This window comes from Flagellimonas flava, assembly GCF_050617915.1.
In the GTDB taxonomy this organism is placed as follows: Bacteria; Bacteroidota; Bacteroidia; order Flavobacteriales; family Flavobacteriaceae; genus Flagellimonas; species Flagellimonas flava_A.
In genome coordinates this window covers 282,762-306,535 of sequence record NZ_JBODQE010000001.1, presented here as the reverse complement: position 1 = coordinate 306,535, position 23,774 = coordinate 282,762, and the positions used below count along the sequence as shown (strand labels likewise).

Here is a 23,774-nt window from a genome sequence, read left to right as displayed (position 1 = left end):
ATGGGGCTTTCTAATAAGATTATTGTGGGTTACAACTCTCGATCATCGTCCGCCAAGTATTTCCCGTGTGAAAATTGGTTTTTGGCCAATAACTTCTTGTTTTGCTCCTCCGTATTTTCTGACTTTGCAGTTTCTGCAATCAGTCTCTTGTCAGAAGGCGCATCAGTCTCATTATTGATTTCGTGATTGCAAGAAACAATGTAAAAAACTGAAAAGGCGAATATGATTTTGAGAGTAAAGTTTCTCATTTGGGTTGGAATAATTTAATAATTACTGTCTATCGTCACTATTTCCTTGACTTCCAGTGGAGGAGTCTTGGTCTTCCAAGCTTTCCATTAGGTTTTCGGTTTCACTTACGCTATCTGCTTCACAAGAAAACAATCCCATTGTCATTACTACTACGGCAAAAATACTTACAACCTTTCTCATCATCTTTAAATTTTTTGGTTAGAAAATTTGGTTTATACAGCCAAGTTATCTTAGTGATCCAGAAAGAAAGCGAGTGACCTAAATGTTTTAGTAAATGAACGAATTGTGTTAGAATTTTGCAGAAATGTGTAAGAATTACACTAATTATAAGTGTTAATTGCCGTTTTGGAGAGCATTTCCTTTAGGGTGTCCACTTTTTCCTTATAGGTCTTGGAGAAGGGTAGCTCGTCCTGGTTCTCTGTCCTTAAAGTGCAGATAGACTTTCCGTAATTGATACGGCGCACATAGCGGCTATTGATAATATAGCTTTGGTGGATACGGACAAAGCTCTCTGGCAACTGCTCCTCAAAGGACTTTAAAGTCTTAAAGGCGCTCACCACATGGCCGTTGCGCATAAAAAAGTCCGTGGAATTGTTGTCAGATTTTAGGTATAGGATATCGGTGGTGTCCAGATACCTATAGTCATTATAAGTCTTAAGGCAGAGCGTGGCGGGAACATTTTGTTGGGGAAAACTCTTGCGCAGCCTTAAAATGGTCTTGCGCACATCAAACTCGTTGTGCGGCAAGACCCAATAATCAAAGAAACCACTTTTTATAGCGTTGTATGCATATTTTTTTGAGGAGGAGTAACCTATGATAATGGGAAGGCTACTCAAGAACTGGTTCAGTTCGGATACCATATGAAAATAACCCATACCCTCGTCCTGAAGATTGATCAAGACCACATCCGGGGCAAATTTTAGAATGGTGTTCAAACCGTTTTCGGGGTTGGCGGCGGTACCTACACAGCTAAAGTCTCCATATTCTCTCAAGTACACTTGTAATTGGAGCTTGGAAGCAGCATTGGAATCGATAATGGTGTAGGTATAATCCATATGTAAAACCCTGGCTGCAAGTTAATAACGTCTCAAAAAAACTCGTTGCATTTTTCCCTTAAAAAAACTGGGGGATTCCCGCAAAAACAGCGTTTTTCGAGGGTTTTTATCTTAAAAATTCCAAAAAAGTCAATTTTTCGGAACAAACTCGTATGCGCCAATATCTGGATTGGGCAGCCTATCCGTACCTCGGATGTCCATGGGAATTGGGGGGGCTATATCCGGGTCGGCTGCATCTATGGCAAACGAATTGGAACCTATATGAAATTGGTTATCAAAAGGTAAGAAAAAATCCGTGTCGCTATCAAAAATTACATCAATATAACGATCTGCGTCCCCAAAGTTATATAGTGGATCATTTTCAAAGCTATTGTCGCTGCTGTTGAACTGGAGCAAGCAATTTCTAAAGCTAAAATTAAAGGCCGACCTAGCATCTGCCTGCAAACTAAATTCCACAGACATGCTACCGTCAACAATACAGTTGATGAAATCCGCCTGTTCCAAGTCCATAGTTGTAGATCCCTCAAAATTATCCAGGGCCAGGGCTGTGCCGGTTCTAAATCCATTACTCCAATAGTTGGCCAGGGTGCAGTGGGTAAATTGATATCTGCCACCTACATGTCCCAGAAAGCTGTAGCCGCCTGCTCCACCCAAAACGGTATTCTCTGCCAGAATGCGAGCCGAGGTGGCCCAAAGATTATGGTTGAGACTGTTATAGATCTGGCTATTGCGCAGGGTAAGGGTAGGGGTGTCCCAAGGTGCTTCGCCTTCTACCCTTAAGCCCAAGGTGGCGTTTTTTAAGGTTAGGTGTTCCAAATGGTTATTGGTGCTTCCTGATTTAATCCAGACGGTGCCCCATTGGCCCGGTTCTTTTGCATAGGCGGGTTCCAAACGATCACCTTCAAAAATGACCTCGTTCTCCAAAAGTTCTTGATCTTCGCTTAGGCTTCCATTTACGTGCAAGGAGGCTCCACTTTCCACGATCAAGCCCGAATTGTTATGGAAATGCACCCGCGCACCTGCTTGCACATTTAAGGTGTTTCCGTCTGGGACTGCAGCATAACCGTAGACCACATAGGGTTTTTCCTTGGTGAAAAGCAATTGTTCAGTTTCCAGATAAAAACCTTCCACTCGTATGTCGTTGCCATCGGAATCTTGGCCTACCACCAGGGTTTCCTTGGTACCATCGGACTGGGTAGCGGGATAGAGGAAGACCGCATCCTTAACCAAGGTGACCAAGGGTACGTTTTGGGTGTTGGGGCCAGTACCAAATAAAAGGTTTTCCGTGTACAAAAATTCGCTTTGGTTGGTGGGCGCCACATCATAGGTGGTCTCTATAAAGACAAAAAGACTATCCTTGGCCAAAAGTGGAATATCCGTGAATTCCTTACCGGCCAGCCCGTCCACGTTGAGTCGGTAGCTGCTGTTTTGCCCTGTCTCCAAACCAATAAAAGGAACCAAGATATCCCTCACGCCCTTGTTATATACCTTTAAGGTATAGGTGGCGCTTCCAATATTGGTAAAAATGGTGTCCAGGAAAACGGTATCCTTGGAAAAGGACAAATTGCCCGAGTCTGGTTCGTAGTCAAAATCCTTGCGGCAGGAGGCGGCCAAGATGATGAGCATCAAGCCCGTGCAGATTGCCAAAGATTTGATATACCAGCGGTTCACGTTCCCTTGAATAGTTTTTGGATGGTTTCCGGGACGCGTTTGGGTCGTAAGCTATGGGCGTCCAAAAGGCACCATTCCGTAATAGCCTTAACTATAAGTTGCCCTGTTTTATTGTGAAGAATCTCCACTATCCGGATCGAGAGTGGGCCTTGGGTTTTCTGTATATAGGTTTTTAGCAGGAGCTCGTCTCCCAATAGGGCAGAACGTTGGTAGGAGATATTGTGATTTTTGACCACCCAAATCATGTCCTTGCGTATATCTGGATCCGTGGCGGCTTCCCAATGCTTTTTGGAAATGTTCTGCACCCATTCCACGTAGCGCACGTTGTTTACGTGCTGGTTGTCGTCCAGATCCTGTTCCTGTACGGTCAGGACTTCGGAATAGGATTGCATCAGTCCTTTTTTCGGATTTGAACCTCGAAGAGTTTGTCCCAGTTTTTTCCGGTGACGAAGAAGGTGCCCCGTTCCTTATGATAGGCCACTCCGTTGAGCACGGAATTGCCTTCGTCCCAATTGGCGCCCTTCCTTATTTTGTTCTTGAGCCCCCCAAAGTTGATGACTCCTTCTATGGCGCCCGAGGTGGCGTCAATGATCATCATGCTTTCCTTTTGGTACACATTGGCATAGATCTTCCCGTTCACGAATTCCAGTTCATTGGCCTTGTTAAAGATGGATTTGTTGGTCACGGTTTCTATATAATCCATTTCCTCAAGGGTCTCTGGATCCAAGAACCATATTTTTTCAGTGCCGTCGCTTTTGTAGATTTTGGTGCCGTCATTGCAAAGCCCCCAGCCCTCACGGCTTTTCCCATAACTGAAATCCTTTTTTTTCTCCAGGGTATTGGGGTCATATACATAGCCAACTCGCTTTTGCCAGGTAAGGTGGTACAGCTGATCATTGAGCAAGGTGATGCCCTCCCCGAAGACATCGGCATCCATATCAATTTTATCCAGGACCTCCCCGGTTTCAAAGTTTACCTTACGCACCGTGGAGAATCCTTTTTTCCCTGTGCTCTCGTATAAAATCCCATTGTGAAATTCCAGTCCTTGGGTATAGGCCGTTTGATCGTGCGGGTAGGTATTAAGAATTTCGTAGGTGTAGATTTCCGGAGCAGACTCGGCCAAAAGCCTGATCTTTTTTTCAATGGCTATGGACTGATCCCCAAAGCTGATGTTTGCCACCAAGGTTTTATTGCCCAAAGTACCGGCATCCAATTTTATTTTGCCATCCGTCACAGGCAAGGTTTCCCCATCCAAGGAATATTCGAGTTTGGAAATCTCAATTTCCTTTTTGTTTTTAACGGAAACGCCCACCTCTTGCCCTTGCTGGAATTTGTTGCCATTGCCTTCCAATTGTATGGCAAAGAATTTGGAAGGGTCGGCCTCCCCACATCCGAGGAAAAAGAGCAGGAAACCAAATATGGAAAGTAGCTTGATCATGGTGCTAATCGCTTTTTTCATTGTGTTCAGACTTGGTTATCGAAATTAAGGATAAATGGGATTGCAGCAAATTTAAAATGGTCGTATATTTGCATTTGGCAAGTCCTACACGACCAGCTCCTGCAGAATCCCCCAGGGCGGGAACGCAGCAAGGGTATGTGGTTGTAGCGGTGCGATGTAGGTAGCTTGCCTTTTTTTGTGCCCTAAATTCTCCTGATCATGTATCTTTCCAACCCAATTTCAAACTGCAAGCATGGATAAAAAAGTTGTACTGATCACCGGCGGTTCCTCGGGAATAGGAAAAACTGTGGGCACGTATCTTACCGAGAAGGGGTACAAGGTCTATGGCACTACCCGGAATCCGGACAAATACCCTGATTTTTCTGCTTTTGAGCTTATCCGTTTGGATGTGAAACTTCCTGAGAGTGTCCATGAAGCGGTAAGTGAGGTCATTTCCAAGGAAGGAAGGTTGGATGTGCTGATCAACAATGCTGGGGTTGGCATTACAGGTCCCATTGAGGAAACTCCCCATGAGGAGATTCTGAATGTGTTTGATACCAATTTTCATGGCCCCATACATATGATGAAGGCCGTTTTGCCCCAAATGCGGAAGCAGGGTGGGGGACTGATCATCAACACCACTTCCATTGCAGGTTATATGGGATTACCCTTTAGGGGATATTATTCGGCTACTAAAGGCGCCTTAAACTTAGTTACCGAAGCGCTCCGGATGGAAACCAAGAAATTTGGGATATCCATCACCAATTTGGCTCCTGGTGATTTTGCCACCAATATTGCTGCTGGACGTTATCATGCTCCTGTGATGAAGGGTTCAGCCTATGAAGAGGATTACCAGCGCAGTTTGGATTTGATGAACGAGCATGTGGATGCGGGTGGGGATCCCCTACAGGTGGCTAAGAAAGTCCATCAGATCATTCTAAAGAAAAAAACTAAGGTGCACTATCCGGTTGGAGAATTTACGCAAAGGCTTTCGCTAGTACTGAAAAGAGTGCTTCCTGGCCGGATTTACGAGAAGCTTTTGCTCAACCATTACAAGCTGTAGAAATATGATGGCATGTTTTTTGATTTCATTGTAAACATGAAACCAAAGAACATTACAACCATCATTTTATTGGCAGCATCCATTTTTCTTTTTCAAGGCTGCGACGAGATTTACGAGTGCGTTTTCAACATCAATCCAGAACTTCATGATAGACCTTTGGAAATAGGTTTTGTTGGGGAAAGGTACTATGACGAGGTAACTGCGGAGATCAGTAACGAGGTCAACGACAACGATTATATTTATGATTTTGTGGTCTATGGCGATCTTCCGCCAGGTATTTCCTATGACTTTAGACGTAGGTCCGTGGAGCTTTTTGGGCGACCAGAGGAACGTGGCACATATAGATTTACCGTGGAACTCTTTGTGGAATCCTATGATTACTATGGATACGATGGCAGTCCAACTTGCTCGGATTCAACCACAAGACAGTTCACAATTCAGGTAGTGGAATAGTGGCCTCCTAACATTTATTTTATCCCATTTGTGAAGCCGTGCCTTCTTAATGTTGTAAATTCGCAACGAATTCTATTACAACATAAAAACAGCTTAAGAAGGATGAAATTTTTTATAGACACGGCCAACTTGGACCAAATTGCCGAAGCGGAGCAATTGGGTGTTTTGGATGGGGTTACCACCAACCCTTCTCTCATGGCCAAGGAAGGTATTACCGGAACTGAGAATATATTGAAACATTATGTGGACATCTGCAACATTGTAGATGGGGATGTTTCTGCAGAAGTGGTTTCCACTGATTTTGACAACATGGTCAAAGAAGGGGAGGAGCTTGCCAAACTCCATGATCAAATTGTGGTAAAGGTGCCTATGATCAAAGACGGGGTAAAAGCTTTGAAATACTTCTCAGATAATGGAATCCGAACCAATTGCACCTTGGTGTTTTCGCCTGGTCAAGCTTTATTGGCAGCCAAGGCTGGAGCTACCTATGTTTCTCCCTTCTTGGGAAGATTGGACGACATTTCCACCGATGGTCTTAACCTAATTGCTGAAATACGTCAGATCTATGATAACTACGGATTTGAAACACAAATCTTGGCAGCTTCCATTAGACATACCATGCACGTGATCGATTGTGCCAAGATTGGAGCGGATGTAATGACGGGCCCACTTTCATCTATTACGGGATTGTTGAAACACCCGTTGACGGATATAGGTTTGGAGAAATTCTTGGCGGATTACCGCAAAGGAAATTCCTAAATAAAAAGAATATTGATTTTGGAAAAGCCCTGAATTTACATTTGGGGCTTTTTTAGATTGGCGAAGGCATCCACAATCACATTATCCTCGGTAATCACACATTTATACAGATCATCCAAAATCATGGTCGTTTGGATTTCTTCAAAGTCGGCGGCATGGAATTGGTTGGCTTTATCCAGATTGTGCTCTTCCAATAAGTTCTGCCATTGGGTGTAGCCCGTTTTTACATTGATGCCCACAAAGCGGTACTCTGGATGCTTCTTCTGATACTTGGCCACATATTTAATGACGTTTTTCAGATGCTTTTTTTGTGATCCCGTCCAGAAGTAAAAAAGCGTTTTCCCATCCTTTCCTATTTCCTTGATGGACACTGGCTCGTTATTTACATCAACAATAGAAACATCTGGCAGCTCCTTGTTGGGCTGTAGCTTTTGGATACCATCATAGAGGTCGTTTATCTCTTGTTTGTGCTCGTCACTAGAGGAGAGTTTGCGGAACTTATCAATAAAAATTTGGCACTCTTGACTGGCAGAATGTTCCCTTAAAAGATAATCCATGGCAATATTACGGAACAACAAGTTTCTAAGCTCGTTGTCATCAACCAAACTATCCACCAAACTCAATTTGTGCTTGTTGTAATGTAATCGTCCCAAGGCTGGCTTTTCCATTACTCCGCAATCTTCCATGCAGGCCATATAGGAAAGATTCCCAAAATGGTATTTGATGTAGTCAAAATAGGGTCTGAAATATGCTAGCTCCCGATCATTGAGATTTACTGTTTTGCGGTATGCGTAAAAACTATCGGGCAAATTGGGAAACTCCTCTTTTCCTGTTTTCTTCTTATGGTAAAACGGATAGGCTTCCCGGTGGGTGTAGCTTTGGAAATTTACCGAGGCCTTGGCCAGGTTAATGGCCTTTTCGGACAATTTGTTTTCTGCAACAAGTTCATTCAAATGTTCCAGCTTGGCAGCTTGGAGCGAATCCATCTTTGATCGGAACTCTTCCGGGGGAAGATGAAACAGTCCATATACTTCATGTTCCTCCTTTTCATTGGCCAAAAACATCTCGATCAAAAAATTGTTGATTTCACTCCCTTCACCTGAAAATACCAAGGACTCATCAAACTCCATGGTGTTCAATCGGATGAGGATGCTATCGCCTTCTTGTAAGTATAGATACTGAAGTTCCGGATTGTGGTCAAAATGATAAAGCCCTTCCTCTATGCCCTGAAGTTTAAAGGAGAAGCGATTTCCGGTGTCCAATTTAGCAGAATCGATATAGGTGTCGTTTCTGTAAAGAACAACATACTCGCTGGTAGGATTCACTATTTCCCCTCCAAAAAAGACCGTAGGACATTCTCCTGATTTGTCAGTACACGCCAAAATGGAGAAAAGGGAGAGGCCGAGTAAAAATCTAATCATACAATGGAAACAATCACATTTGACCAACAAAATTACGGATAGCAGAAGCCATAGCTTGTTAATGGCTAGTTAAATGTTGTAAAAGCTTGTTTTTGTGTAGTTTAATAATCTCGTTTTAAATTGGAAATACGAATAGGTTTTAGCTACTTTTGCAGCAAAATTTATCGTTGCATGTTATCAGTATCAAATCTATCGGTACAGTTTGGAAAAAGGGTGTTGTTTGATGAGGTCAATGTGACCTTTACCCATGGAAATTGTTATGGTATTATTGGCGCCAATGGGGCAGGGAAATCTACCTTTCTAAGGATTTTATCCGGGCAGAACGAACCCACATCAGGGAGTGTGAACCTGGAACCAGGAAAGCGAATGTCCATCTTGGAGCAGGATCACAATGCTTATGACGAATTTCCAGTTTTGGAGTCCGTGGTGATGGGAAATAAGCCCCTTTTCAAAATCAAGAAGGAGATAGACGCCCTTTATGCGGATTATTCGGATGAGAATGCTGAAAAGATTGGGGAGCTTCAGGTACAGTTTGAAGAAATGAACGGGTGGAATGCCGATAGTGATGCCGCGGCCCTTTTGTCCAATTTGGGAATCACGGAAGAACTGCATTATACCAACATGGCGGATATGGATTCCAAGCTTAAGGTTCGGGTGCTTTTGGCACAGGCGCTTTTTGGCAACCCCGATGTATTGATCATGGATGAGCCTACCAACGATTTGGATTATGAGACCATTAACTGGTTGGAGAACTTTTTGGCCAATTACGACAACACGGTCATTGTGGTGTCCCACGACCGTCACTTTTTGGATGCAGTCTGCACCAGTATTGCCGATATCGATTTTGGAAAGATTAACCTTTTCTCCGGAAACTATACATTTTGGTACCAAAGTAGCCAGTTGGCGGCCAGACAACGTGCCCAACAGAATAAAAAAGCGGAAGAGAAGGCCAAGGAACTCCAAGAATTTATCCAACGATTCAGTGCCAACGTGGCCAAGAGCAAGCAGGCAACCTCACGTAAAAAGATGTTGGACAAGCTTAAGATTGAAGATATCAAACCTTCCAGTAGAAGATATCCGGCCATCATTTTTGATCGTGAACGCGAAGCTGGAGATCAGATTTTGAATGTGGAAAAACTATCCGCAACTTCAGAGGATGGGGACTTGCTGTTCCAGGATGTCAACATTAATCTGGCCAAAGGGGACAAGGTGGCCATTATCTCTAGGGACTCTAGGGCTACAACCGCTTTCTATGATATCATCAATGGTGTGCGAAAAGCGGACAGCGGATCCTACCAATGGGGAGTTACTACCACCCAGTCCTATTTGCCAGCGGACAATGCTTCCTTCTTTAATGAGGACATTAACTTGGTGGATTGGCTACGCCAATGGGCCAAGACCGAAGAAGAGCGGGAGGAGGTTTACATCCGTGGATTTTTGGGTAAAATGTTGTTCAGCGGGGAAGAGGCCTTAAAGAAGTGTACAGTTCTATCTGGTGGTGAAAAGGTGCGATGCATGCTGAGCCGTATGATGATGCTTAGGGCCAACGTTTTGTTGTTGGATGAACCCACAAACCACTTGGATTTGGAAAGTATCACGGCCTTTAATAATTCGCTGAAAAACTTTAAGGGCACGGTACTCTTGACCACGCATGACCACGAATTTGTGCATACGGTAGCCACTCGGATTATAGAAATCACCCCAAAGGGAACCATTGACCGTTATTTGAGCTTTGACGATTATATGTCTGATAAATCCATCAAGGCTCAGCGGGATAAGATGTATGCCTTGGAAACGGTCTAATCAAGCGTTAAAGTATTTGCTGTTCCAAATAGCGGGGTTGAAGTTCTTCCCCAAAGCGAAGCCGTAAAAAATGACCACGGCTGCTATCCATTTGAACATAAAAAAGAAGATAATCCAGAACTCTGCTGTGGAATTGTTTTTGGAGAACAGGCCATCGGGTACCAAAAGGGTTGTCAAGTAACTCAATAACAGAGTAAAGAGCACCAGATTGACCATGCCCTTAAAGGGCCAGACCAACCATTTTCTGAGGGGGTGAAGGTCGTTGCCCCATTGGTGCACCAAATAAAAGTAATTGTTGCCCATGGGAACAAACAGCAGGGGGTCGTCCTTATCCTTAAGCTTGAATAATTTTGAAGGAGCCATTATTTTATATCCGCCCAGCTGGATTTGATGCTGTGCCTCCAATTTTTTGATTTGGTTTAGGGCTTCCTGCGGCAACTCGCCTTTGAAGTATTGACTGTCCAAAAACCGAAGTCGATAATCAATACAGATTTTTTTGATGTGCTCCAGATGGTATATTCGTTCCGTGTCCAACAGATCAAAATGGAAGTGGTTAGGGTCGGTTTGCCCGGTATGTTTTAATTGATTTTTGATTCGGTCATCGACTTTTTGTTCCCTAGCCAAGTAATTTCGGATTTCTTGCAGCAGGGCATCCCCGGAACTTTCATTATTCCGAAGCTTATTTAGTTTTTGCTGGATGTTGGTGGAAGGCAAAATCATCTTTTTTTCACTGCAATTCCTTCAAAGTTAGTGATTTGAAAAAAAGATCGTGAGGAAGGAATAAAAGCGTAAATGTTAACATTTTGTTAAATGTTCTGTCAAGCCTTTATTTAAAGCCGGAATTGGCCAAAATAATGTATCTTATCGAAGTTTTTGGTATTTGAACGTAAAAGCATACGATTTTTTACCTTCAGATAGAAAGCCCCAAAGATTACTATAAGTTTATGAAAACCCCCTTTTCCAAAATCCTACTTGGCCTGTGTCTTGTCTCTTCTACATGGGTATCCGCTCAAGAAACTGCTGTGGATAACACGGAAACAATAGGGGAAAATCACCAATCTGAACAACATAAGATTCTTTTTGCTGCCGTAAAGGCCACGGAAATGGATGCCATATTGGACAATGCAGGACCTTTTACTGTTTTTGCCCCATCTGATGCGGCGTTTGAGCGCTTTTCAAAAGGTAGAATAGAAGAATTAATGAACTCACAGGACAAAAGTGCACTAAAATCGCTTTTGGGCTATCATATTGTTGCGGGGCATCTAACCGCTTCCCGAATTCTAAGAGCCATGTGCAAAGGGAATGGCAAAGCCAGTTTTACCACCATTCAGGGAAAAAAGCTGGTAGCCCATTTGGATGGATATGACATTGTATTAACCGATCCTGTGGGCAACACGGCTAGGATAACCACAGCAGATGTGAGCCAAGGCAACAGGGTAATCCACGAAATAGACAGTGTTATTGTTCCAACCCACGCTTGGGGATCTCTACCTTAGTTCCGCGCCCAATTCCTTTTGGTAACGCGTCATCAACTTGGACATGATTTTATCAATCTGCTTATCAGTTAAGGTCTTCTTTTCATCCAAAAGGGTAAAGCTCACCGCATAGGACTTTTTCCCTTCGGGAAGTTTTTTGCCTAAATAAACATCAAACAAATTGACATTTTTAAGGAGTTTCTTTTCCGTACTCCATGCCAGGTCGTAGACCTGTTGGAATGAGATCTTTTCATCCAACAACAAAGCCAAATCCCTTGAGACTTCAGGATATTTCGGAATTTCTTGGAAAACCACATTTTGCGTGTTGATCAAACCAAGAATGGCATCCCAATCCAAATCGGCGTAGAATACCTCTTGCTTGATGTCAAATTTCTTTAAGATACCGTTGGAAACCAATCCAAAAGAGGCAATCTGCTTGCCGCCGCAACTGTAGCTCAAACCTTCGGTAAGTACTTTTTCGCTAGTGGGGGCTGATTTGATATCTTTTAAGCCCAATCGCTCAAAAATGGAATTCAGGGTTCCCTTCAAAAAGAAAAAATCGGTGGTTCTGGAACCAACGGCCCAGCTGTTTCTATTTCTTTCACCGGTAACAAAAAGAGATAGATGTTGATTTTCTTGATTTTGATCAGCCACCTTATGATAGGTCTTCCCAAACTCAAAAAGCTGTAAATCGTTTTTCTGTCGGTTAATATTATAGGCGATGGTTTGTAGACCAGAAGACAACATTTGGGTTCTCAACACCGATAAATCCGCACTCAACGGATTTAGCATGCCCACCGAATTTGTATCTGATTCCAAACGTTGTTCGGTTTCAGCAGCCACCAAACTGTTGGTCATGGTTTCGTAGAAACCCTGGGCTGCCAACATATCGGCTACGACATTTTGAATTCTGTGATTTTCAAATTTGGAGGTTTGGGCTATGGATGCCGTTAACTTCTCCTTGTAATCGATATTGTTGTAACCGTATACTCTTAGAATTTCTTCAATTACATCAACCTCACGCTCTACATCCACTCTATAGTTGGGAATGGTAAGTCCCAGTCCTGACTCGGTAACGTTGTTTACCTTGATTTCCAAGGAAGACAATATGGACTTAATGGTATCTCTTGGAATTTCCTGACCGATCAAAGAATTGATTTTATCGAAGGTGAGGAACACATGTCTTTCCTGAACCTTTTTTGGGTACAGATCAACCACTTCCGAACTAATGTCCCCGCCAGCAATTTCCTTGATCAAAAGGGCGGCTCTTTTAAGGGCGTATTCAGTCATGTTGATATCGATTCCCCGTTCAAATCGGAAAGACGCATCGGTATTTAGACCATGGCGCTTTGCTGACTTTCTAATGGAAACTGGATTAAAATAGGCGCTTTCCAAAAAGATTGCCGAAGTATGTTCGGTAACCCCTGAATTGATTCCCCCAAAAACACCTGCAATACACATGGGATTGTCGCTATCGCAGATCATAAGGTCGTCTTGGTGAAGTTCCCGTTCCACACCATCCAATGTGATGAACTTGGTACCTGCAGGTAGAGTCTTTACTTTAATTTTACTGCCTTTGATTTTGGCTGCATCAAAAGCATGTAGGGGTTGACCCAATTCATGCAGCACGTAGTTGGTCACATCAACTACATTGTTTATGGGCGATAGACCGATAGCCTTTAATCTGTTCTTTAACCAATCTGGGGATTCTTGGACAATAAGATTGCTTATCGTCACACCGCAATAGCGGGGTGCCAAATCGCTATCAATCACCTCGACATCAATTTTGAGCGAGCGGTTGTCAATTAAAAAATTACTGGTGGAAGGGGTCAAAAGCCCCTTATGAATTTCTTGTTGTTCCAATCCCGCCCTAAGATCGCGGGCCACACCAAAATGGCTCATCGCATCTGCTCGGTTTGGAGTTAGACCGATTTCAAAAACTTCATCATTTTCAATATCGAATACTTTGGCGCAAGGGGTTCCAGGCTGCAAAGCTTCGCTAAGAACCATTATGCCATCGTGACTTTCACCTAGTCCCAGTTCATCTTCAGCACAAATCATCCCATGGCTTTCCTCTCCTCTAATCTTCCCTTTCTTGATTTGCCAAGATTCACCCTCTTTAGTGTATAAAGTGGTGCCTATGGTGGCCACTGGAACTTTTTGTCCAGCCGCAACGTTGGGTGCTCCGCAAACAATTTTCAGGGGAGTTTCTGCACCAACATCCACAGTGGTCACCTTAAGCCGATCGGCATTGGGGTGTTTATCACAGGTAAGGACATGGCCAACAACCACTCCGTTCAAACCTCCTTTAACAGATTCAAAGTTTGAGATACCTTCCACCTCAAGACCCAAATCCGTAAGCAATTCCCCGGTTTTTGCCGCTTTCCAATCAATCTGCAAAAACTGCTTCAACCAGTTATAAGAAATCTTCATACCCCAATTTTAAAGTGGACAAAGATAAAAAATAGGGAAAGACATTCAATGCAAATGAAGATAGGATTTAATCCATGGGTGTAAGATTTGAAAGGGAATCCCGATATTTAGTACAAATTATGATAGGTATGGGAAAAGTTAGGTTCGTCACCCTAAGTATATTTTTATTGTTGTTGTCTTGCGAGGGCAGGGAAATACCCCTTAAACTTGGGGATTGGTGGGGAGCCATGGATGTTTCGGAAACCGAGACCCTACCGTTTAATTTTTCCATTTCCAAAAATGAAGATGGTTCCTATATCATGGAAATGTACAATGCCGAAGAGGTGGTGGTTGTAGATGAATTTGAGATGAAAGATGGCGTAATCCGAATTCAAATGCCCATTTTTGAAGGATACATTGAAGGAACCTACAGCGAAAACAGTATTCAGGGAAGTTTTATCAAGGAAAGTCTAAATCGGGTAGTTCCCTTCCATGCTGCGTATGGAAAGCGCGACCGTTTTGAAGTTACCGAGGATCCTGCCATAGATGTTTCAGGGGTGTGGGAAACCTATTTTAATTTTGGGCAGGACAACCAATATCCTGGTAAAGGAATATTTAAACAGACCGGAAACAAGGTTACAGGCACTTTTAGAACGCATTCCGGGGATTACAGATATTTGGAAGGGGCCATTAATGGCACTACGGTAAAACTTTCGGCTTTCGACGGTGCCCATGTATTTCTATTTACTGCCGAAGTAGTGGATAGTACCATGCAGGGAACCTTTTATTCGGGCAACCATTTTGTCTCTCCGTTCCAAGGTAAACGCAACGATATGTTTGAGCTTACTCATGCTGACGAACTCACTTTTTTAAAGGAAGGCTATGACCGGTTTGATTTTTCCTTTGAAGATGTGGAAGGTAACATGGTGAGCTTAGCCGATGAACGCTTCAACAATAAACCGGTATTGGTACAAATTATGGGAACTTGGTGTCCCAATTGCTTGGATGAAACCCGTTTTTATGTCGATTTTTTGAAGAATAATCCAAACTTGGATATAGAATTTGTGGCTTTGGCTTTTGAGTATGCAAAGACCAAGGAGAAGGCCTTTGAAGGCATAGCCAGATTGCGGGAAAGGGCAGGAGTGGACTATCCAATACTATTGGCCCAATATGGAACGTCAAGTAAGCAAAAGGCAAATGAAAAATTACCGATGCTCAATCATGTGATATCCTATCCAACTACCATTTACATTGATAAACAAGGCAATGTGAAAAAGATACACACTGGGTTTAATGGTCCGGCCACGGGAGAAAAATATGAGCTGTTCAAAAAGGAATTTTCCGAAACCATTCAGGAGCTGACGGAAGCAGAGGAAATTGTTGCTAAATGATGGTGGATTTCCCTAGATCGATATTTTCATCGTTCATGTTGAAGTCATCCCCACTATCCACAATGTTTTCGGCCACAAAATCGCCTACCTGGTTGGTTCCATATTGACTCTTGGAATCCAAGTCTGGTGTAACCACCCCCTTTTTGAGGGATTTATCCACCGCTTCCCGTACGGCCATGGCTTCTTCAAAAAGACCAAAGTGCTCCAGTAACATTGCAGCAGATAATATAGAAGCAATCGGATTGGCAATATCCTGCCCCTTGGCTTGCGGATACGATCCATGAATGGGCTCAAACATGGCGCTGTCCTCACCCACAGAGGCTGAGGCCAACAGTCCAATGGAACCACCAATTACGCTTCCTTCATCAGAAAGAATATCCCCAAACATATTTTCCGTTAGAATCACATCAAACTGACTGGGATTAAGAATAATCTGCATGGCAGCATTGTCCACGAACATGTACTCCAATTGCACATCGGGATAGCTTTCGCCAATTTTGGTCACTACCTTTCGCCAAAGACGCGAAGATTCCAATACGTTGGCCTTATCGACCAAGGTGAGCTTATTGCGTCTGTTTTTGGCAGCCTTAAACGCCAAATGGGCAATCCTACTGATTTCCTTTTCGGAATATTCACATAAATCTGAGGCAACGGTTCCATCTTCATTCAAATGTTTTTCGCCAAAATAGATGCCGCCGGTCAATTCCCTGTAAATGATAAAATCAGTTCCCGCAATGACTTCCCGTTTTAAAGGGGAATTTTGAATCAGGGATGGAAAAACCTTAACGGGTCTAATGTTGGCAAATAGCCCGAGCTCTTTTCTTAGCTTCAACAGTCCCTGTTCTGGGCGCACCTTGGCGTTGGGGTCATTGTCGTATTTGGGATCGCCTATAGCACCGAACAAAACGGCATCGGCCTCTTTGCAAAGATTCAGGGTAGTATCTGGCAATGGGCTTCCTTTTCTGTCAATAGCAACGGCTCCTACCGCAGCTTCCCTATAGATAAATTGATGATTGAAAGTTTCCTCAACGGCTTGAAGGCATTTAACCGCTTGGGCCAAAACTTCAGGTCCAATACCATCTCCGGGCAGCAAAGCAATATTCAAGTTCATGCAATGGTATTTTGTGTCAATGGGAACTAGGCCATGCTTTGGATGGAAATTCCACTAGTGTCTATGATCTCATGAATATCCTCATCCAAGATTTCCTTTTTGCGATCAGCGAACTTTAGGAAATTCTCATACACAACATCCAGTTGCAATTTGGTGAGTTCGTATCCCACATTTTTAGCTCTATAGGCCAATGCGGCACGACCACTTCTAGCCGTTAGAACAATGGAAGACTCGCTAACACCCACATCTTTTGGGTCTATGATTTCATAGGTTTCCCTTTGTTTGATTACCCCATCCTGGTGAATTCCAGAGCTATGGGCAAAAGCATTGGAGCCAACAATGGCTTTGTTGGGTTGCACTGGCATGCCCATTTTTTGGGAAACCATTTGACTCGTATCCAAAAGTAGTTGGCTATTGATATCGGTATCCAAGTTGAGATACGGGTGCTGTCTTAAAATCATAACCACTTCTTCCAAAGAGGTGTTACCTGCCCGTTCTCCAATACCGTTGATGGTACATTCAATCTGACGTGCTCCATTGATCACTCCTGCAATGGAATTGGCCGTGGCCAATCCCAAATCGTTATGACAGTGACAAGACAAAATGGCCTTATCAATACCCTTGACATTTTCCTTTAGGTATTTCATTTTGGCACCGTACTCCTCTGGCAAGCAGTAACCCGTAGTGTCTGGAATGTTCAACACTGTAGCTCCCGCTTTAATGACCGCCTCGCAGACTTGGGCCAAATATTCGTTGTCTGTTCTACCAGCATCCTCTGCATAGAATTCCACGTCCTCCACAAAGGATTTGGCATAAGAAACGGCTTCTACCGCTCGTTCTATAATTTTTTCACGGGTAGAATTGAATTTAAACTGGATATGCGAATCCGAGGTTCCAATCCCAGTATGTATTCTGGGGCGCTTGGCAATTTTTATGGCTTCCGCGGCCACTTCAATATCTTTTTTAACCGCTCGCGTTAGTCCACAGACGGTTGCATTTTTCACCAACTTGGCAATTTCATGAACCGAATTAAAATCGCCAGGACTTGAAATAGGAAAGCCTGCCTCAATAATGTCCACTCCCAACTCATCCAATCGCTCGGCTATGACCAACTTTTGTTTTGTATCCAATTTGCAACCCGGGACTTGCTCTCCATCCCTAAGGGTTGTGTCAAAAATTTGTACCTTATCTTTACCCATTATCTAAGCCAGTTTTTGCTAATATACACGAAGATAATTCAGTGCTTGGCAAGAACCATAAATTGCTAAAATCCATTACAACGTTAAATTGTATTTCAGTAGGTTTAATTATCTGAATTACAAATGTTTAAAGCATAATTTTTACGATGACAAATACCCATAAGGATGCCTTGTTTGTGTTGATCGAGTCACTTTCCAAATCCGAAAAGCGACAGTTTAAGTTGTATGTGGGTCGACTTGGGGTGAATACGGATGCAAAGTTTTTGGCGCTGTTCAATTTGTTGGACAAAATGAAAAGCTATGATGAGAAGCAGATTTTGGACAGCGGAATCGTAAAAAAGGCACAGCTTTCCAATTTGAAGGCCCACCTGTACAAACAAATCTTGGTGAGCTTGCGATTGAATCCTGTAAACCAGAACATTAGGGTGCAAATTAGGGAGCAGTTGGATTTTGCTACCATTCTGTATCAAAAAGGCTTGTACAAACAGAGTTTGAAAATTTTGGACAAGGCCAAGAACTTGGCCATGGAGCACGAGGAGAAAAATGTGGCCTATGAAATTGTGGAGCTGGAAAAAATAATTGAAACCCAATACATTACCCGTAGTATCCCAGATAGGGCCAATGAGCTTGCAGAACAGGCCAAAGAGTTGTCTGAACACAATGTGATGACCAGTAAACTCTCTAACCTTTCCCTGCAACTCTATGGAATGATGTTGAAGGTGGGCTACGTAAGAAATGATGAGGATTTGCAGAAGGTCCGAAGCTATTTTGAGGCGCAATTACCTTCCTATGATATAGAAAAGTTGGGATTTCGCGAAAAGCTTTGGCTGTACAAAGCACATCTGTGGTATAGTTTATTGACACAGGACTTTTTATCCTCCTATAAATATGCCAGCAAATGGGTGGATCTCTTTTATGAGAACAAGGAAATGATTTCCTTAAACCCCGTGTTTTTCCTGAAGGGCAACCATTATCTTTTGGAGTCGCTCTTCTTTGTCAAATACGCGTCCCAGTTCCGGGGAACCTTGGAACGATTGGAGGCTCAGGTAAACCATTCAGGGTTTCCAAGCAATGATAATATTGCCTCGCTCGCCTTTCTATACATCAACTCCAACAAATTAAACCTCCATTTTCTGGAAGGAACCTTTGAAAAGGGGCTGTATTTGGTGAATATTATTGAGTACGGGATCAAAAAACACCGACCCCGCATAGATGAGCACCATATAATGCTGCTCTACTATAAAATTGCCTGTCTATATTTTGGCACAGGTGATCATAAAAACTGCATTGTTTACCTCAAAAAAATCATTTCCAACAAGAATCTAAAAATGCGGGAAGATTTGATGTGCTTTGCCAGGGTTTTAAGCTTGGTGGCACATTATGAGGCAGGTATGGACTATCATTTGGAGGTGCAATTGAAGAGTACCTATAAGTTTTTGCTTAAAATGAACGACCTACATGCGGTACAACAAGAAATGATCAAGTTTCTGCGAAATCTTGGGGAAATCTACCCCAGTGATTTAAAAAATGAGTTCCAAAAATTGTATAACGAGCTCAAACGGTATGAAAACCACCCCTATGAGAAGCGGGCCTTCCTGTACCTGGATATTTTGTCGTGGCTGGAAAGTCATTTACAAAGCAAACCTGTTGGGCAGGTCATCCGAGAGAAGGCGTTGGCCATTACCCGTTAATGCACGCATTCCAAATGGAATCGTCCGGTGGCGGAGCCAGTAATTTGATGTTTTCCTTTTTTACTGGATGTTCCAATTCCAAACTTCTGGCATGCAGGTGAATCCCACCATTTTTATTGCTTCGGGTCGCACCATATTTTAAATCCCCTTTAATGTGGCAGCCCATGGCTGCTAATTGAGCCCGAATCTGATGGTGTCTCCCGGTTTTAAGGTCAACTTCCAGTAGGGAGTAAGCATTCAACCGCTTGATCAATTGATATTCCAAAATGGCCTTTTTGCTTTGGGGGACTTCTTTGGGATACGCATAAGATTTATTCTGTTTGGGATTTCGTACCAGCCAATGTACCAACTCTGCTGATGTTTGTTTCGGAGCTTCCTTAACGACTGCCCAATAGGTCTTTTTGGTTTTTCCTTCAGAAAACAACTTGTTGAGTCGGGGCAGGGCTTTGGAGGTTTTGGCAAACAGTACAATTCCGGTGGTGGGCCTGTCCAAACGGTGAACGACACCCAAAAACACGTTTCCTGGCTTATTGTATTTGTCCTTGAGATACAATTTGACCACTTCGCTTAACGGAACATCCCCCGTTTTATCTCCTTGTACAATATCACCCGCGCGTTTATTGACCACGATAAGGTGGTTATCCTCGTAAAGGACATTTAGATTGGATGGAGTGGACTTATCAGACGATTGAAAATTGATAATTGAAAATTGATAATTGGTCAATACTGTTCGCTCTCGTTGGGGAAATCCCTACTTTTCACATCATCCACATATTGGGAAATGGCATTTCCCATGTCTTCATAAAGGTTCATATAACGTCTTAAAAAACGCGGGTTGAACTCATGGGTCATTCCAAGTAAATCATGGACAACAAGCACTTGGCCGTCAACGCCTCCGCCAGCACCAATGCCAATAATTGGAATGGAAACGCTTTCTGCTACTTCTTGGGCCAATTTGGCCGGAATCTTTTCCAAAACAATGCCAAAGCATCCCAATTCTTCCAGCATTTTGGCATCTTCTTTTAGTTTTTTAGCTTCCTCATCTTCCTTGGCACGAACCGTATAGGTTCCAAATTTATAAATGGATTGGGGGGTGAGACCCAAATGCCCCATAACGGGAATTCCAGCCTCCAGAATACGAATAACGGACTGTCTTATCTCTGCTCCTCCTTCCACTTTTACGGCATGGGCGCCACTTTCTTTCATGATTCTGATAGCAGAACGCAAGGCCTCCTTGGAGTCACTTTGATAACTCCCAAAGGGAATATCCACTACCACCAATGCACGCTTGGCAGCCCGAACCACTGAACTGGCATGATAAATCATCTGGTCCAGAGTGATAGGCAAGGTGGTTTCATGACCAGCGATTACATTGCTGGCGGAATCGCCCACCAAAATAACGTCTACCTGTGCGTCATCAACAATTTTGGCCATGGAATAATCATAGGAGGTGAGCATGGAAATCTTCTCTCCATGCTGTTTCATTTCTATCAATGATTTCACTGTGACCCGCTTGTATTCTTTTTTTGCGACTGACATTCCGTTCGATTTTAGGAACTAAATGTAAGCAGATTTGTTTAAATTGGACAGCAATCAAAAAACGTAAAACCATGAAAACACTATTTACCCTTGTACTATCCTTAGTTGTAGTCTTCAATCTTTCAGCCCAAGGCCCAAATGCTTCCAGTTATGATGATAAAGAAGACGTCAAAAAGGTCATTGAATCTTTTTTTGATGGATTCCACAAACAGGATTCCGCAGCCATGAAAAGTTTGGTAGCCGATGATGTCGTATTGCAAACTACGGGGCGTAACAAAGAGGGAAAGACCCTGTTTAGAACGGAGAAATTTGACAAATTGATAAGCTCCATCACAAGCATCCCGGATAGTATTTCCTTTGAAGAGAAACTTACTTCGTTTTCCATTCAAGTAGATCGCACTATGGCCAATGCCTGGGTGGGCTATGAATTCTGGTTAAACAATGAATTCAGCCATTGCGGAATCAACTCTTTTCAACTGGTCAACTTTGACGGGGAATGGAAAATCATTTACCTCATTGATACCCGCGGTAGGGCAGGGTGCTTGGAAGAATAAGGAGCGCTCAGCTTGCCGTTCAGTTTATTTGGTAGACCAGTGACTTAATGTCACCAATAAGCCGATTTACGTCATCGGTATCAGTTCCATTGTAGACACCCCGTATCTGTTTATTTTGATCTACAAGCACAAAGTTTGGGGTGTGGATAAAGTCTTGGAGTCCACCATCTCCATAATCAACGGTGGCAAAATAGCTTTTACGTGCCAGGTCATAAATATGTTTTTTGTCGCCAGTGGCAATATTCCATTTCGATTTAAACACTCCATTTCTACGGGCATATTCCTTTAATACAGGAACACTGTCCATTTCTGGGGTAACCGACATGGACAGCAGCATTACATCATCCTCATTCAAAAATTCTTGCTGCAGTTTTTGCATATTATTGGACATAATAGGACATATGCTGGGACAGCGGGTGAAAAAGAAATCAGTTACATAGATTTTATCCTTATAATTTTCCTGAGAGATATGTTCCCCTTCTTGATTGATTAGGCTAAAATCTGTAACAGTGTGGAGTGCTTGGGTATTTTGAAGAACAACATCCACCAGTTCTGGGTCAAAATCCTGAGGCCCATATACCGGCAACTCTTTTTTCTGGTTGGGAAACAGATAAACAACCATAAGAGTACCAATAGCCACAACGGCTATCGGCACTTTGGATTGGTTGAGCCACTTCGAAAATTTCATAGGCTTTTGTTATAGGGTGGAATTTTCAATTTCTATATCTGAATGGGCCCAGGCTTGATCAAATTCTTGTTTGATTTTGGCCGCTTCTTCCATTTTACCTTGTGCCTTCAAGCTATTGTGTAAGCCCATTAGGGACCAACCGTTTTGCCTTAGGACTTTCAAATCCTCGCGATAGACTTTCTCTGCTTCCGCATACTTTTTGGCAGCCATTAAGACGGCTCCCAGGTTCTGACGGGTTGGAATATGCCAGGCAGCAGGCTCCGTATAGGTCAACCCATCTTCAAATTTCACTGCGTTTTCCAGATGTGAAATGGCCTTGGTTACATCCCCATTCAAAGCTGCAAGCTCTCCAGCTACCACTTCATAAGCAATATTCGCTGAATTGATGGAGGGATTATGTGCTGTGGCAACCAAATCCTCCAAGTCAGGATCATTTTTGAGAGCGGCAATTGCATCCAGTTCCTCTTTGGCTTCCTTGCTGTTTCCTTTGCGCACAAATGCCATTCCACGGGCATAGTGGCGGATAAGGTTGAGATGTTTGATTTCAGGATTGGGAGCGGGAATGGTCAAAATCTCGTTCCATTTTCCAAATCGTGTGTAGGCGAGTAATGGGGTGGAGGCAAAGTCCTGCAAAAAGGGAAGATTGATCAATTCTCCTGTTGGAACTTTCTCTGCGGTTTTTTTGGCTGCGTCAATGGCAATTTCACTATCCCCCAATAAGCTCGCTGCGGACCAAAGAAAATGAATGTTATGTGGATAATAACCTAATGGATATAAACCTTGGGAATAGCATTGGGAAATGTAATCCTCATCGGCCAAAATAGCGGCTTGGTTGGACTTTACTGCATCCAAATAACGCCCAACGCGAATGTAGATATGGGATGGCATATGTACAATATGTCCTGCTGCTGGCATGAGTCCTCCAAGCCTATCAGCGCTGGCCACCGCCAAGTCAGGTTTTGGCAATTCCACCATATGAATATAATAATGGTGGGCTCCAGGATTGTCTGGATTAATTTCTATTGCTTTTTCCAAGGCGGCCTTGGCTTCGGGAATGTTGGGTGATGGATTCCCATTATCGTCCCAATAGTTCCAAGGTACGGTGTTCATGACCGAGGCGGCATATAGTACCTGAACTTCGGCATCTTCTGGAAATTGCTGCTGCACTTTGGCCATTTCATGCATATAAGCCATGTTGAGTTCGGCTACATCCTTGGATAAATCCTCACTGTATCTGGCCGTCAAGGCATTGATGAGCGCTTTTTCCTTTGCAGTGGCGTTGGCCGCAAATTTTTTTGCCTTGGCGAGAGCCTCATTGGTTTTTATTTTTCGTTCTTCAGGGGGCAGGGGATCATTGATATTTGGTCCCAATGCATATGCCTGGCCCCAGTAGGTCATAGCTGATGTTGGATCTAATCGTGAAGCCTCCATGAAGGATCGGTGTGCTTCGGCATGATTGAAGGCATAGGTTAATCTCAATCCCTGGTTGAAAAAGGTTTGTGCACGTTCATTTTGCGTAGTGATTTTGTAACTCAGTTCCCCAAGATTTTCGAAAAGTGGGGAAATCTGCTGGGTACTGTCAATTCCGTCTAGCAAAAATGTGGTAGGAGTACACTTAATAAAGGCAAAGGAAGCTTTTTGATACGTTTTCGATGTTCCCAAAGAACCATTTTTGGACCAAAAGTGGATCATTGTGAGCAATCCCAGCGCAATTACGACGAGACTTAATTTAGTTTTCATAGTGTTAGTTGTTATTGTTAAAAAGCATGTATTCGAAACTTACATTTCCAAATTCAAATTGG

General features: G+C 43.1%; 23 protein-coding genes and 1 other RNA gene. 9 read left to right on the top strand and 15 right to left on the bottom strand.

Annotated elements, in window-relative coordinates; translation table 11 throughout:
- Positions 1-29: 29 nt before the first annotated feature.
- The 6 genes from ACRHOZ_RS01355 to ACRHOZ_RS01330 all read right to left on the bottom strand — a co-directional run bounded on the left by ACRHOZ_RS01355 (position 30) and on the right by ACRHOZ_RS01330 (position 4,434).
- A complete protein-coding gene (locus ACRHOZ_RS01355) occupies positions 30-248 on the bottom strand; it encodes a hypothetical protein (RefSeq protein WP_431121510.1) in 219 nt (72 codons plus the stop codon).
- 22 nt (positions 249-270) lie between these two features.
- The gene (locus ACRHOZ_RS01350; RefSeq protein WP_431121508.1) at positions 271-432 is read right to left on the bottom strand and encodes a hypothetical protein; all 162 of its coding nucleotides are present in this window, start codon (positions 430-432) and stop codon (positions 271-273) included.
- A gap of 137 nt (positions 433-569) precedes the next feature.
- Positions 570-1,304 (bottom strand): LytR/AlgR family response regulator transcription factor, encoded by a 735-nt coding sequence (locus ACRHOZ_RS01345; RefSeq protein WP_431121506.1) that lies wholly within the window; start codon positions 1,302-1,304, stop codon positions 570-572.
- A gap of 129 nt (positions 1,305-1,433) precedes the next feature.
- Positions 1,434-2,975 carry a choice-of-anchor Q domain-containing protein gene (locus tag ACRHOZ_RS01340; RefSeq protein ID WP_431121504.1) on the bottom strand — a complete coding sequence of 514 codons (1,542 nt, stop codon included), beginning with the start codon at positions 2,973-2,975 and terminating at the stop codon, positions 1,434-1,436.
- Positions 2,972-3,367, bottom strand: a complete 396-nt coding sequence (locus tag ACRHOZ_RS01335; protein ID WP_431121502.1) for an acyl-CoA thioesterase — start codon at positions 3,365-3,367, stop codon at positions 2,972-2,974. The genes ACRHOZ_RS01340 and ACRHOZ_RS01335 overlap by 4 nt, the downstream gene beginning before the upstream one ends.
- Complete coding sequence (locus tag ACRHOZ_RS01330; RefSeq protein ID WP_431121500.1) at positions 3,367-4,434, bottom strand: glutaminyl-peptide cyclotransferase; 1,068 nt, start codon at positions 4,432-4,434, stop codon at positions 3,367-3,369. Before ACRHOZ_RS01330 ends, ACRHOZ_RS01335 begins: the two co-directional genes overlap by 1 nt.
- Positions 4,435-4,509: 75 nt before the next feature.
- Here ACRHOZ_RS01330 and ffs point away from each other — a divergent pair.
- From ffs to fsa, 4 genes are all read left to right on the top strand, one after another.
- Positions 4,510-4,608, top strand: an RNA gene (gene ffs, locus ACRHOZ_RS01325) — signal recognition particle sRNA small type.
- A gap of 58 nt (positions 4,609-4,666) precedes the next feature.
- Positions 4,667-5,476 carry an SDR family oxidoreductase gene (locus ACRHOZ_RS01320; protein ID WP_431121498.1) on the top strand — a complete coding sequence of 270 codons (810 nt, stop codon included), beginning with the start codon at positions 4,667-4,669 and terminating at the stop codon, positions 5,474-5,476.
- A gap of 36 nt (positions 5,477-5,512) precedes the next feature.
- Positions 5,513-5,929, top strand: coding sequence for a hypothetical protein (locus tag ACRHOZ_RS01315; protein WP_431121496.1), 417 nt, complete (start codon positions 5,513-5,515; stop codon positions 5,927-5,929).
- A 102-nt stretch (positions 5,930-6,031) separates the two neighbouring features.
- A complete protein-coding gene (fsa, locus tag ACRHOZ_RS01310) occupies positions 6,032-6,688 on the top strand; it encodes a fructose-6-phosphate aldolase (protein WP_420399939.1) in 657 nt (218 codons plus the stop codon).
- Positions 6,689-6,723: 35 nt separating this feature from the next.
- Here the strand turns inward: fsa and ACRHOZ_RS01305 are convergent, their stop codons facing one another.
- On the bottom strand, positions 6,724-8,109 hold the full coding sequence (locus ACRHOZ_RS01305) for a TlpA family protein disulfide reductase (protein ID WP_431121494.1): 1,386 nt from the start codon (positions 8,107-8,109) through the stop codon (positions 6,724-6,726).
- A gap of 171 nt (positions 8,110-8,280) precedes the next feature.
- Between ACRHOZ_RS01305 and ACRHOZ_RS01300 the strand changes: the two genes are divergently transcribed.
- Positions 8,281-9,912, top strand: coding sequence for an ABC-F family ATP-binding cassette domain-containing protein (locus tag ACRHOZ_RS01300; RefSeq protein ID WP_431121492.1), 1,632 nt, complete (start codon positions 8,281-8,283; stop codon positions 9,910-9,912).
- Here the strand turns inward: ACRHOZ_RS01300 and ACRHOZ_RS01295 are convergent, their stop codons facing one another.
- Entirely contained in the window at positions 9,913-10,632 is a 720-nt protein-coding gene (locus ACRHOZ_RS01295) for a hypothetical protein (protein WP_431121490.1), read from the bottom strand. It lies immediately after the preceding gene.
- A gap of 224 nt (positions 10,633-10,856) precedes the next feature.
- Here ACRHOZ_RS01295 and ACRHOZ_RS01290 point away from each other — a divergent pair, with 224 nt between their 5' ends.
- Positions 10,857-11,408: a fasciclin domain-containing protein gene (locus ACRHOZ_RS01290; RefSeq protein WP_431121488.1), complete on the top strand. Its 552-nt coding sequence runs from the start codon at positions 10,857-10,859 to the stop codon at positions 11,406-11,408.
- Here the strand turns inward: ACRHOZ_RS01290 and pheT are convergent.
- Positions 11,400-13,820: a phenylalanine--tRNA ligase subunit beta gene (gene pheT / locus ACRHOZ_RS01285; RefSeq protein WP_431121486.1), complete on the bottom strand. Its 2,421-nt coding sequence runs from the start codon at positions 13,818-13,820 to the stop codon at positions 11,400-11,402. The genes ACRHOZ_RS01290 and pheT overlap by 9 nt on opposite strands.
- A 128-nt stretch (positions 13,821-13,948) precedes the next feature.
- Here pheT and ACRHOZ_RS01280 point away from each other — a divergent pair, with 128 nt between their 5' ends.
- Positions 13,949-15,190, top strand: coding sequence for a peroxiredoxin family protein (locus ACRHOZ_RS01280; RefSeq protein ID WP_431121484.1), 1,242 nt, complete (start codon positions 13,949-13,951; stop codon positions 15,188-15,190).
- Here the strand turns inward: ACRHOZ_RS01280 and leuB are convergent.
- Both leuB and ACRHOZ_RS01270 read right to left on the bottom strand, forming a co-directional pair.
- On the bottom strand, positions 15,183-16,301 hold the full coding sequence (gene leuB, locus ACRHOZ_RS01275; RefSeq protein WP_431121482.1) for a 3-isopropylmalate dehydrogenase: 1,119 nt from the start codon (positions 16,299-16,301) through the stop codon (positions 15,183-15,185). The genes ACRHOZ_RS01280 and leuB overlap by 8 nt on opposite strands.
- A gap of 26 nt (positions 16,302-16,327) precedes the next feature.
- Positions 16,328-17,500 carry a 2-isopropylmalate synthase gene (locus tag ACRHOZ_RS01270; RefSeq protein ID WP_431121480.1) on the bottom strand — a complete coding sequence of 391 codons (1,173 nt, stop codon included), beginning with the start codon at positions 17,498-17,500 and terminating at the stop codon, positions 16,328-16,330.
- 146 nt (positions 17,501-17,646) lie between these two features.
- Between ACRHOZ_RS01270 and ACRHOZ_RS01265 the strand changes: the two genes are divergently transcribed.
- Positions 17,647-19,191 (top strand): hypothetical protein, encoded by a 1,545-nt coding sequence (locus ACRHOZ_RS01265; protein ID WP_431121478.1) that lies wholly within the window; start codon positions 17,647-17,649, stop codon positions 19,189-19,191.
- Here the strand turns inward: ACRHOZ_RS01265 and ACRHOZ_RS01260 are convergent.
- The gene (locus ACRHOZ_RS01260; protein ID WP_431123308.1) at positions 19,181-19,822 is read right to left on the bottom strand and encodes an RluA family pseudouridine synthase; all 642 of its coding nucleotides are present in this window, start codon (positions 19,820-19,822) and stop codon (positions 19,181-19,183) included. The two genes, ACRHOZ_RS01265 and ACRHOZ_RS01260, sit on opposite strands and share 11 nt — an antisense overlap.
- 89 nt (positions 19,823-19,911) lie before the next feature.
- Positions 19,912-20,730, bottom strand: coding sequence for a 3-methyl-2-oxobutanoate hydroxymethyltransferase (gene panB / locus ACRHOZ_RS01255; protein WP_431121476.1), 819 nt, complete (start codon positions 20,728-20,730; stop codon positions 19,912-19,914).
- 71 nt (positions 20,731-20,801) lie between these two features.
- On the opposite strand from panB, the gene ACRHOZ_RS01250 reads away from it, so the two are divergent.
- The gene (locus ACRHOZ_RS01250; RefSeq protein WP_431121474.1) at positions 20,802-21,284 is read left to right on the top strand and encodes a nuclear transport factor 2 family protein; all 483 of its coding nucleotides are present in this window, start codon (positions 20,802-20,804) and stop codon (positions 21,282-21,284) included.
- Between the two features lie 19 nt (positions 21,285-21,303).
- Here the strand turns inward: ACRHOZ_RS01250 and ACRHOZ_RS01245 are convergent, their stop codons facing one another.
- On the bottom strand, positions 21,304-21,972 hold the full coding sequence (locus ACRHOZ_RS01245; protein WP_431121472.1) for an SCO family protein: 669 nt from the start codon (positions 21,970-21,972) through the stop codon (positions 21,304-21,306).
- A 9-nt stretch (positions 21,973-21,981) separates the two neighbouring features.
- Positions 21,982-23,712 carry a hypothetical protein gene (locus ACRHOZ_RS01240; protein WP_431121470.1) on the bottom strand — a complete coding sequence of 577 codons (1,731 nt, stop codon included), beginning with the start codon at positions 23,710-23,712 and terminating at the stop codon, positions 21,982-21,984.
- Between the last annotated feature and the right edge of the window lie 62 nt (positions 23,713-23,774).

Excerpts from the sequence above, each read along its gene's own strand:
- ACRHOZ_RS01355 (WP_431121510.1), bottom strand. The coding sequence starts at position 248 with ATGAGAAACTTTACTCTCAAAATCATATTCGCCTTTTCAGTTTTTTAC.
- ACRHOZ_RS01350 (WP_431121508.1), bottom strand. The coding sequence starts at position 432 with ATGATGAGAAAGGTTGTAAGTATTTTTGCCGTAGTAGTAATGACAATG.
- ACRHOZ_RS01345 (WP_431121506.1), bottom strand. The coding sequence starts at position 1,304 with ATGGATTATACCTACACCATTATCGATTCCAATGCTGCTTCCAAGCTC.
- ACRHOZ_RS01335 (WP_431121502.1), bottom strand. The coding sequence starts at position 3,367 with ATGCAATCCTATTCCGAAGTCCTGACCGTACAGGAACAGGATCTGGAC.
- ACRHOZ_RS01330 (WP_431121500.1), bottom strand. The coding sequence starts at position 4,434 with ATGAAAAAAGCGATTAGCACCATGATCAAGCTACTTTCCATATTTGGT.
- ACRHOZ_RS01320 (WP_431121498.1), top strand. The coding sequence starts at position 4,667 with ATGGATAAAAAAGTTGTACTGATCACCGGCGGTTCCTCGGGAATAGGA.
- ACRHOZ_RS01315 (WP_431121496.1), top strand. The coding sequence starts at position 5,513 with ATGAAACCAAAGAACATTACAACCATCATTTTATTGGCAGCATCCATT.
- fsa (WP_420399939.1), top strand. The coding sequence starts at position 6,032 with ATGAAATTTTTTATAGACACGGCCAACTTGGACCAAATTGCCGAAGCG.
- ACRHOZ_RS01305 (WP_431121494.1), bottom strand. The coding sequence starts at position 8,109 with ATGATTAGATTTTTACTCGGCCTCTCCCTTTTCTCCATTTTGGCGTGT.
- ACRHOZ_RS01300 (WP_431121492.1), top strand. The coding sequence starts at position 8,281 with ATGTTATCAGTATCAAATCTATCGGTACAGTTTGGAAAAAGGGTGTTG.
- ACRHOZ_RS01295 (WP_431121490.1), bottom strand. The coding sequence starts at position 10,632 with ATGATTTTGCCTTCCACCAACATCCAGCAAAAACTAAATAAGCTTCGG.
- ACRHOZ_RS01290 (WP_431121488.1), top strand. The coding sequence starts at position 10,857 with ATGAAAACCCCCTTTTCCAAAATCCTACTTGGCCTGTGTCTTGTCTCT.
- pheT (WP_431121486.1), bottom strand. The coding sequence starts at position 13,820 with ATGAAGATTTCTTATAACTGGTTGAAGCAGTTTTTGCAGATTGATTGG.
- ACRHOZ_RS01280 (WP_431121484.1), top strand. The coding sequence starts at position 13,949 with ATGGGAAAAGTTAGGTTCGTCACCCTAAGTATATTTTTATTGTTGTTG.
- leuB (WP_431121482.1), bottom strand. The coding sequence starts at position 16,301 with ATGAACTTGAATATTGCTTTGCTGCCCGGAGATGGTATTGGACCTGAA.
- ACRHOZ_RS01270 (WP_431121480.1), bottom strand. The coding sequence starts at position 17,500 with ATGGGTAAAGATAAGGTACAAATTTTTGACACAACCCTTAGGGATGGA.
- ACRHOZ_RS01265 (WP_431121478.1), top strand. The coding sequence starts at position 17,647 with ATGACAAATACCCATAAGGATGCCTTGTTTGTGTTGATCGAGTCACTT.
- panB (WP_431121476.1), bottom strand. The coding sequence starts at position 20,730 with ATGTCAGTCGCAAAAAAAGAATACAAGCGGGTCACAGTGAAATCATTG.
- ACRHOZ_RS01250 (WP_431121474.1), top strand. The coding sequence starts at position 20,802 with ATGAAAACACTATTTACCCTTGTACTATCCTTAGTTGTAGTCTTCAAT.
- ACRHOZ_RS01245 (WP_431121472.1), bottom strand. The coding sequence starts at position 21,972 with ATGAAATTTTCGAAGTGGCTCAACCAATCCAAAGTGCCGATAGCCGTT.
- ACRHOZ_RS01240 (WP_431121470.1), bottom strand. The coding sequence starts at position 23,712 with ATGAAAACTAAATTAAGTCTCGTCGTAATTGCGCTGGGATTGCTCACA.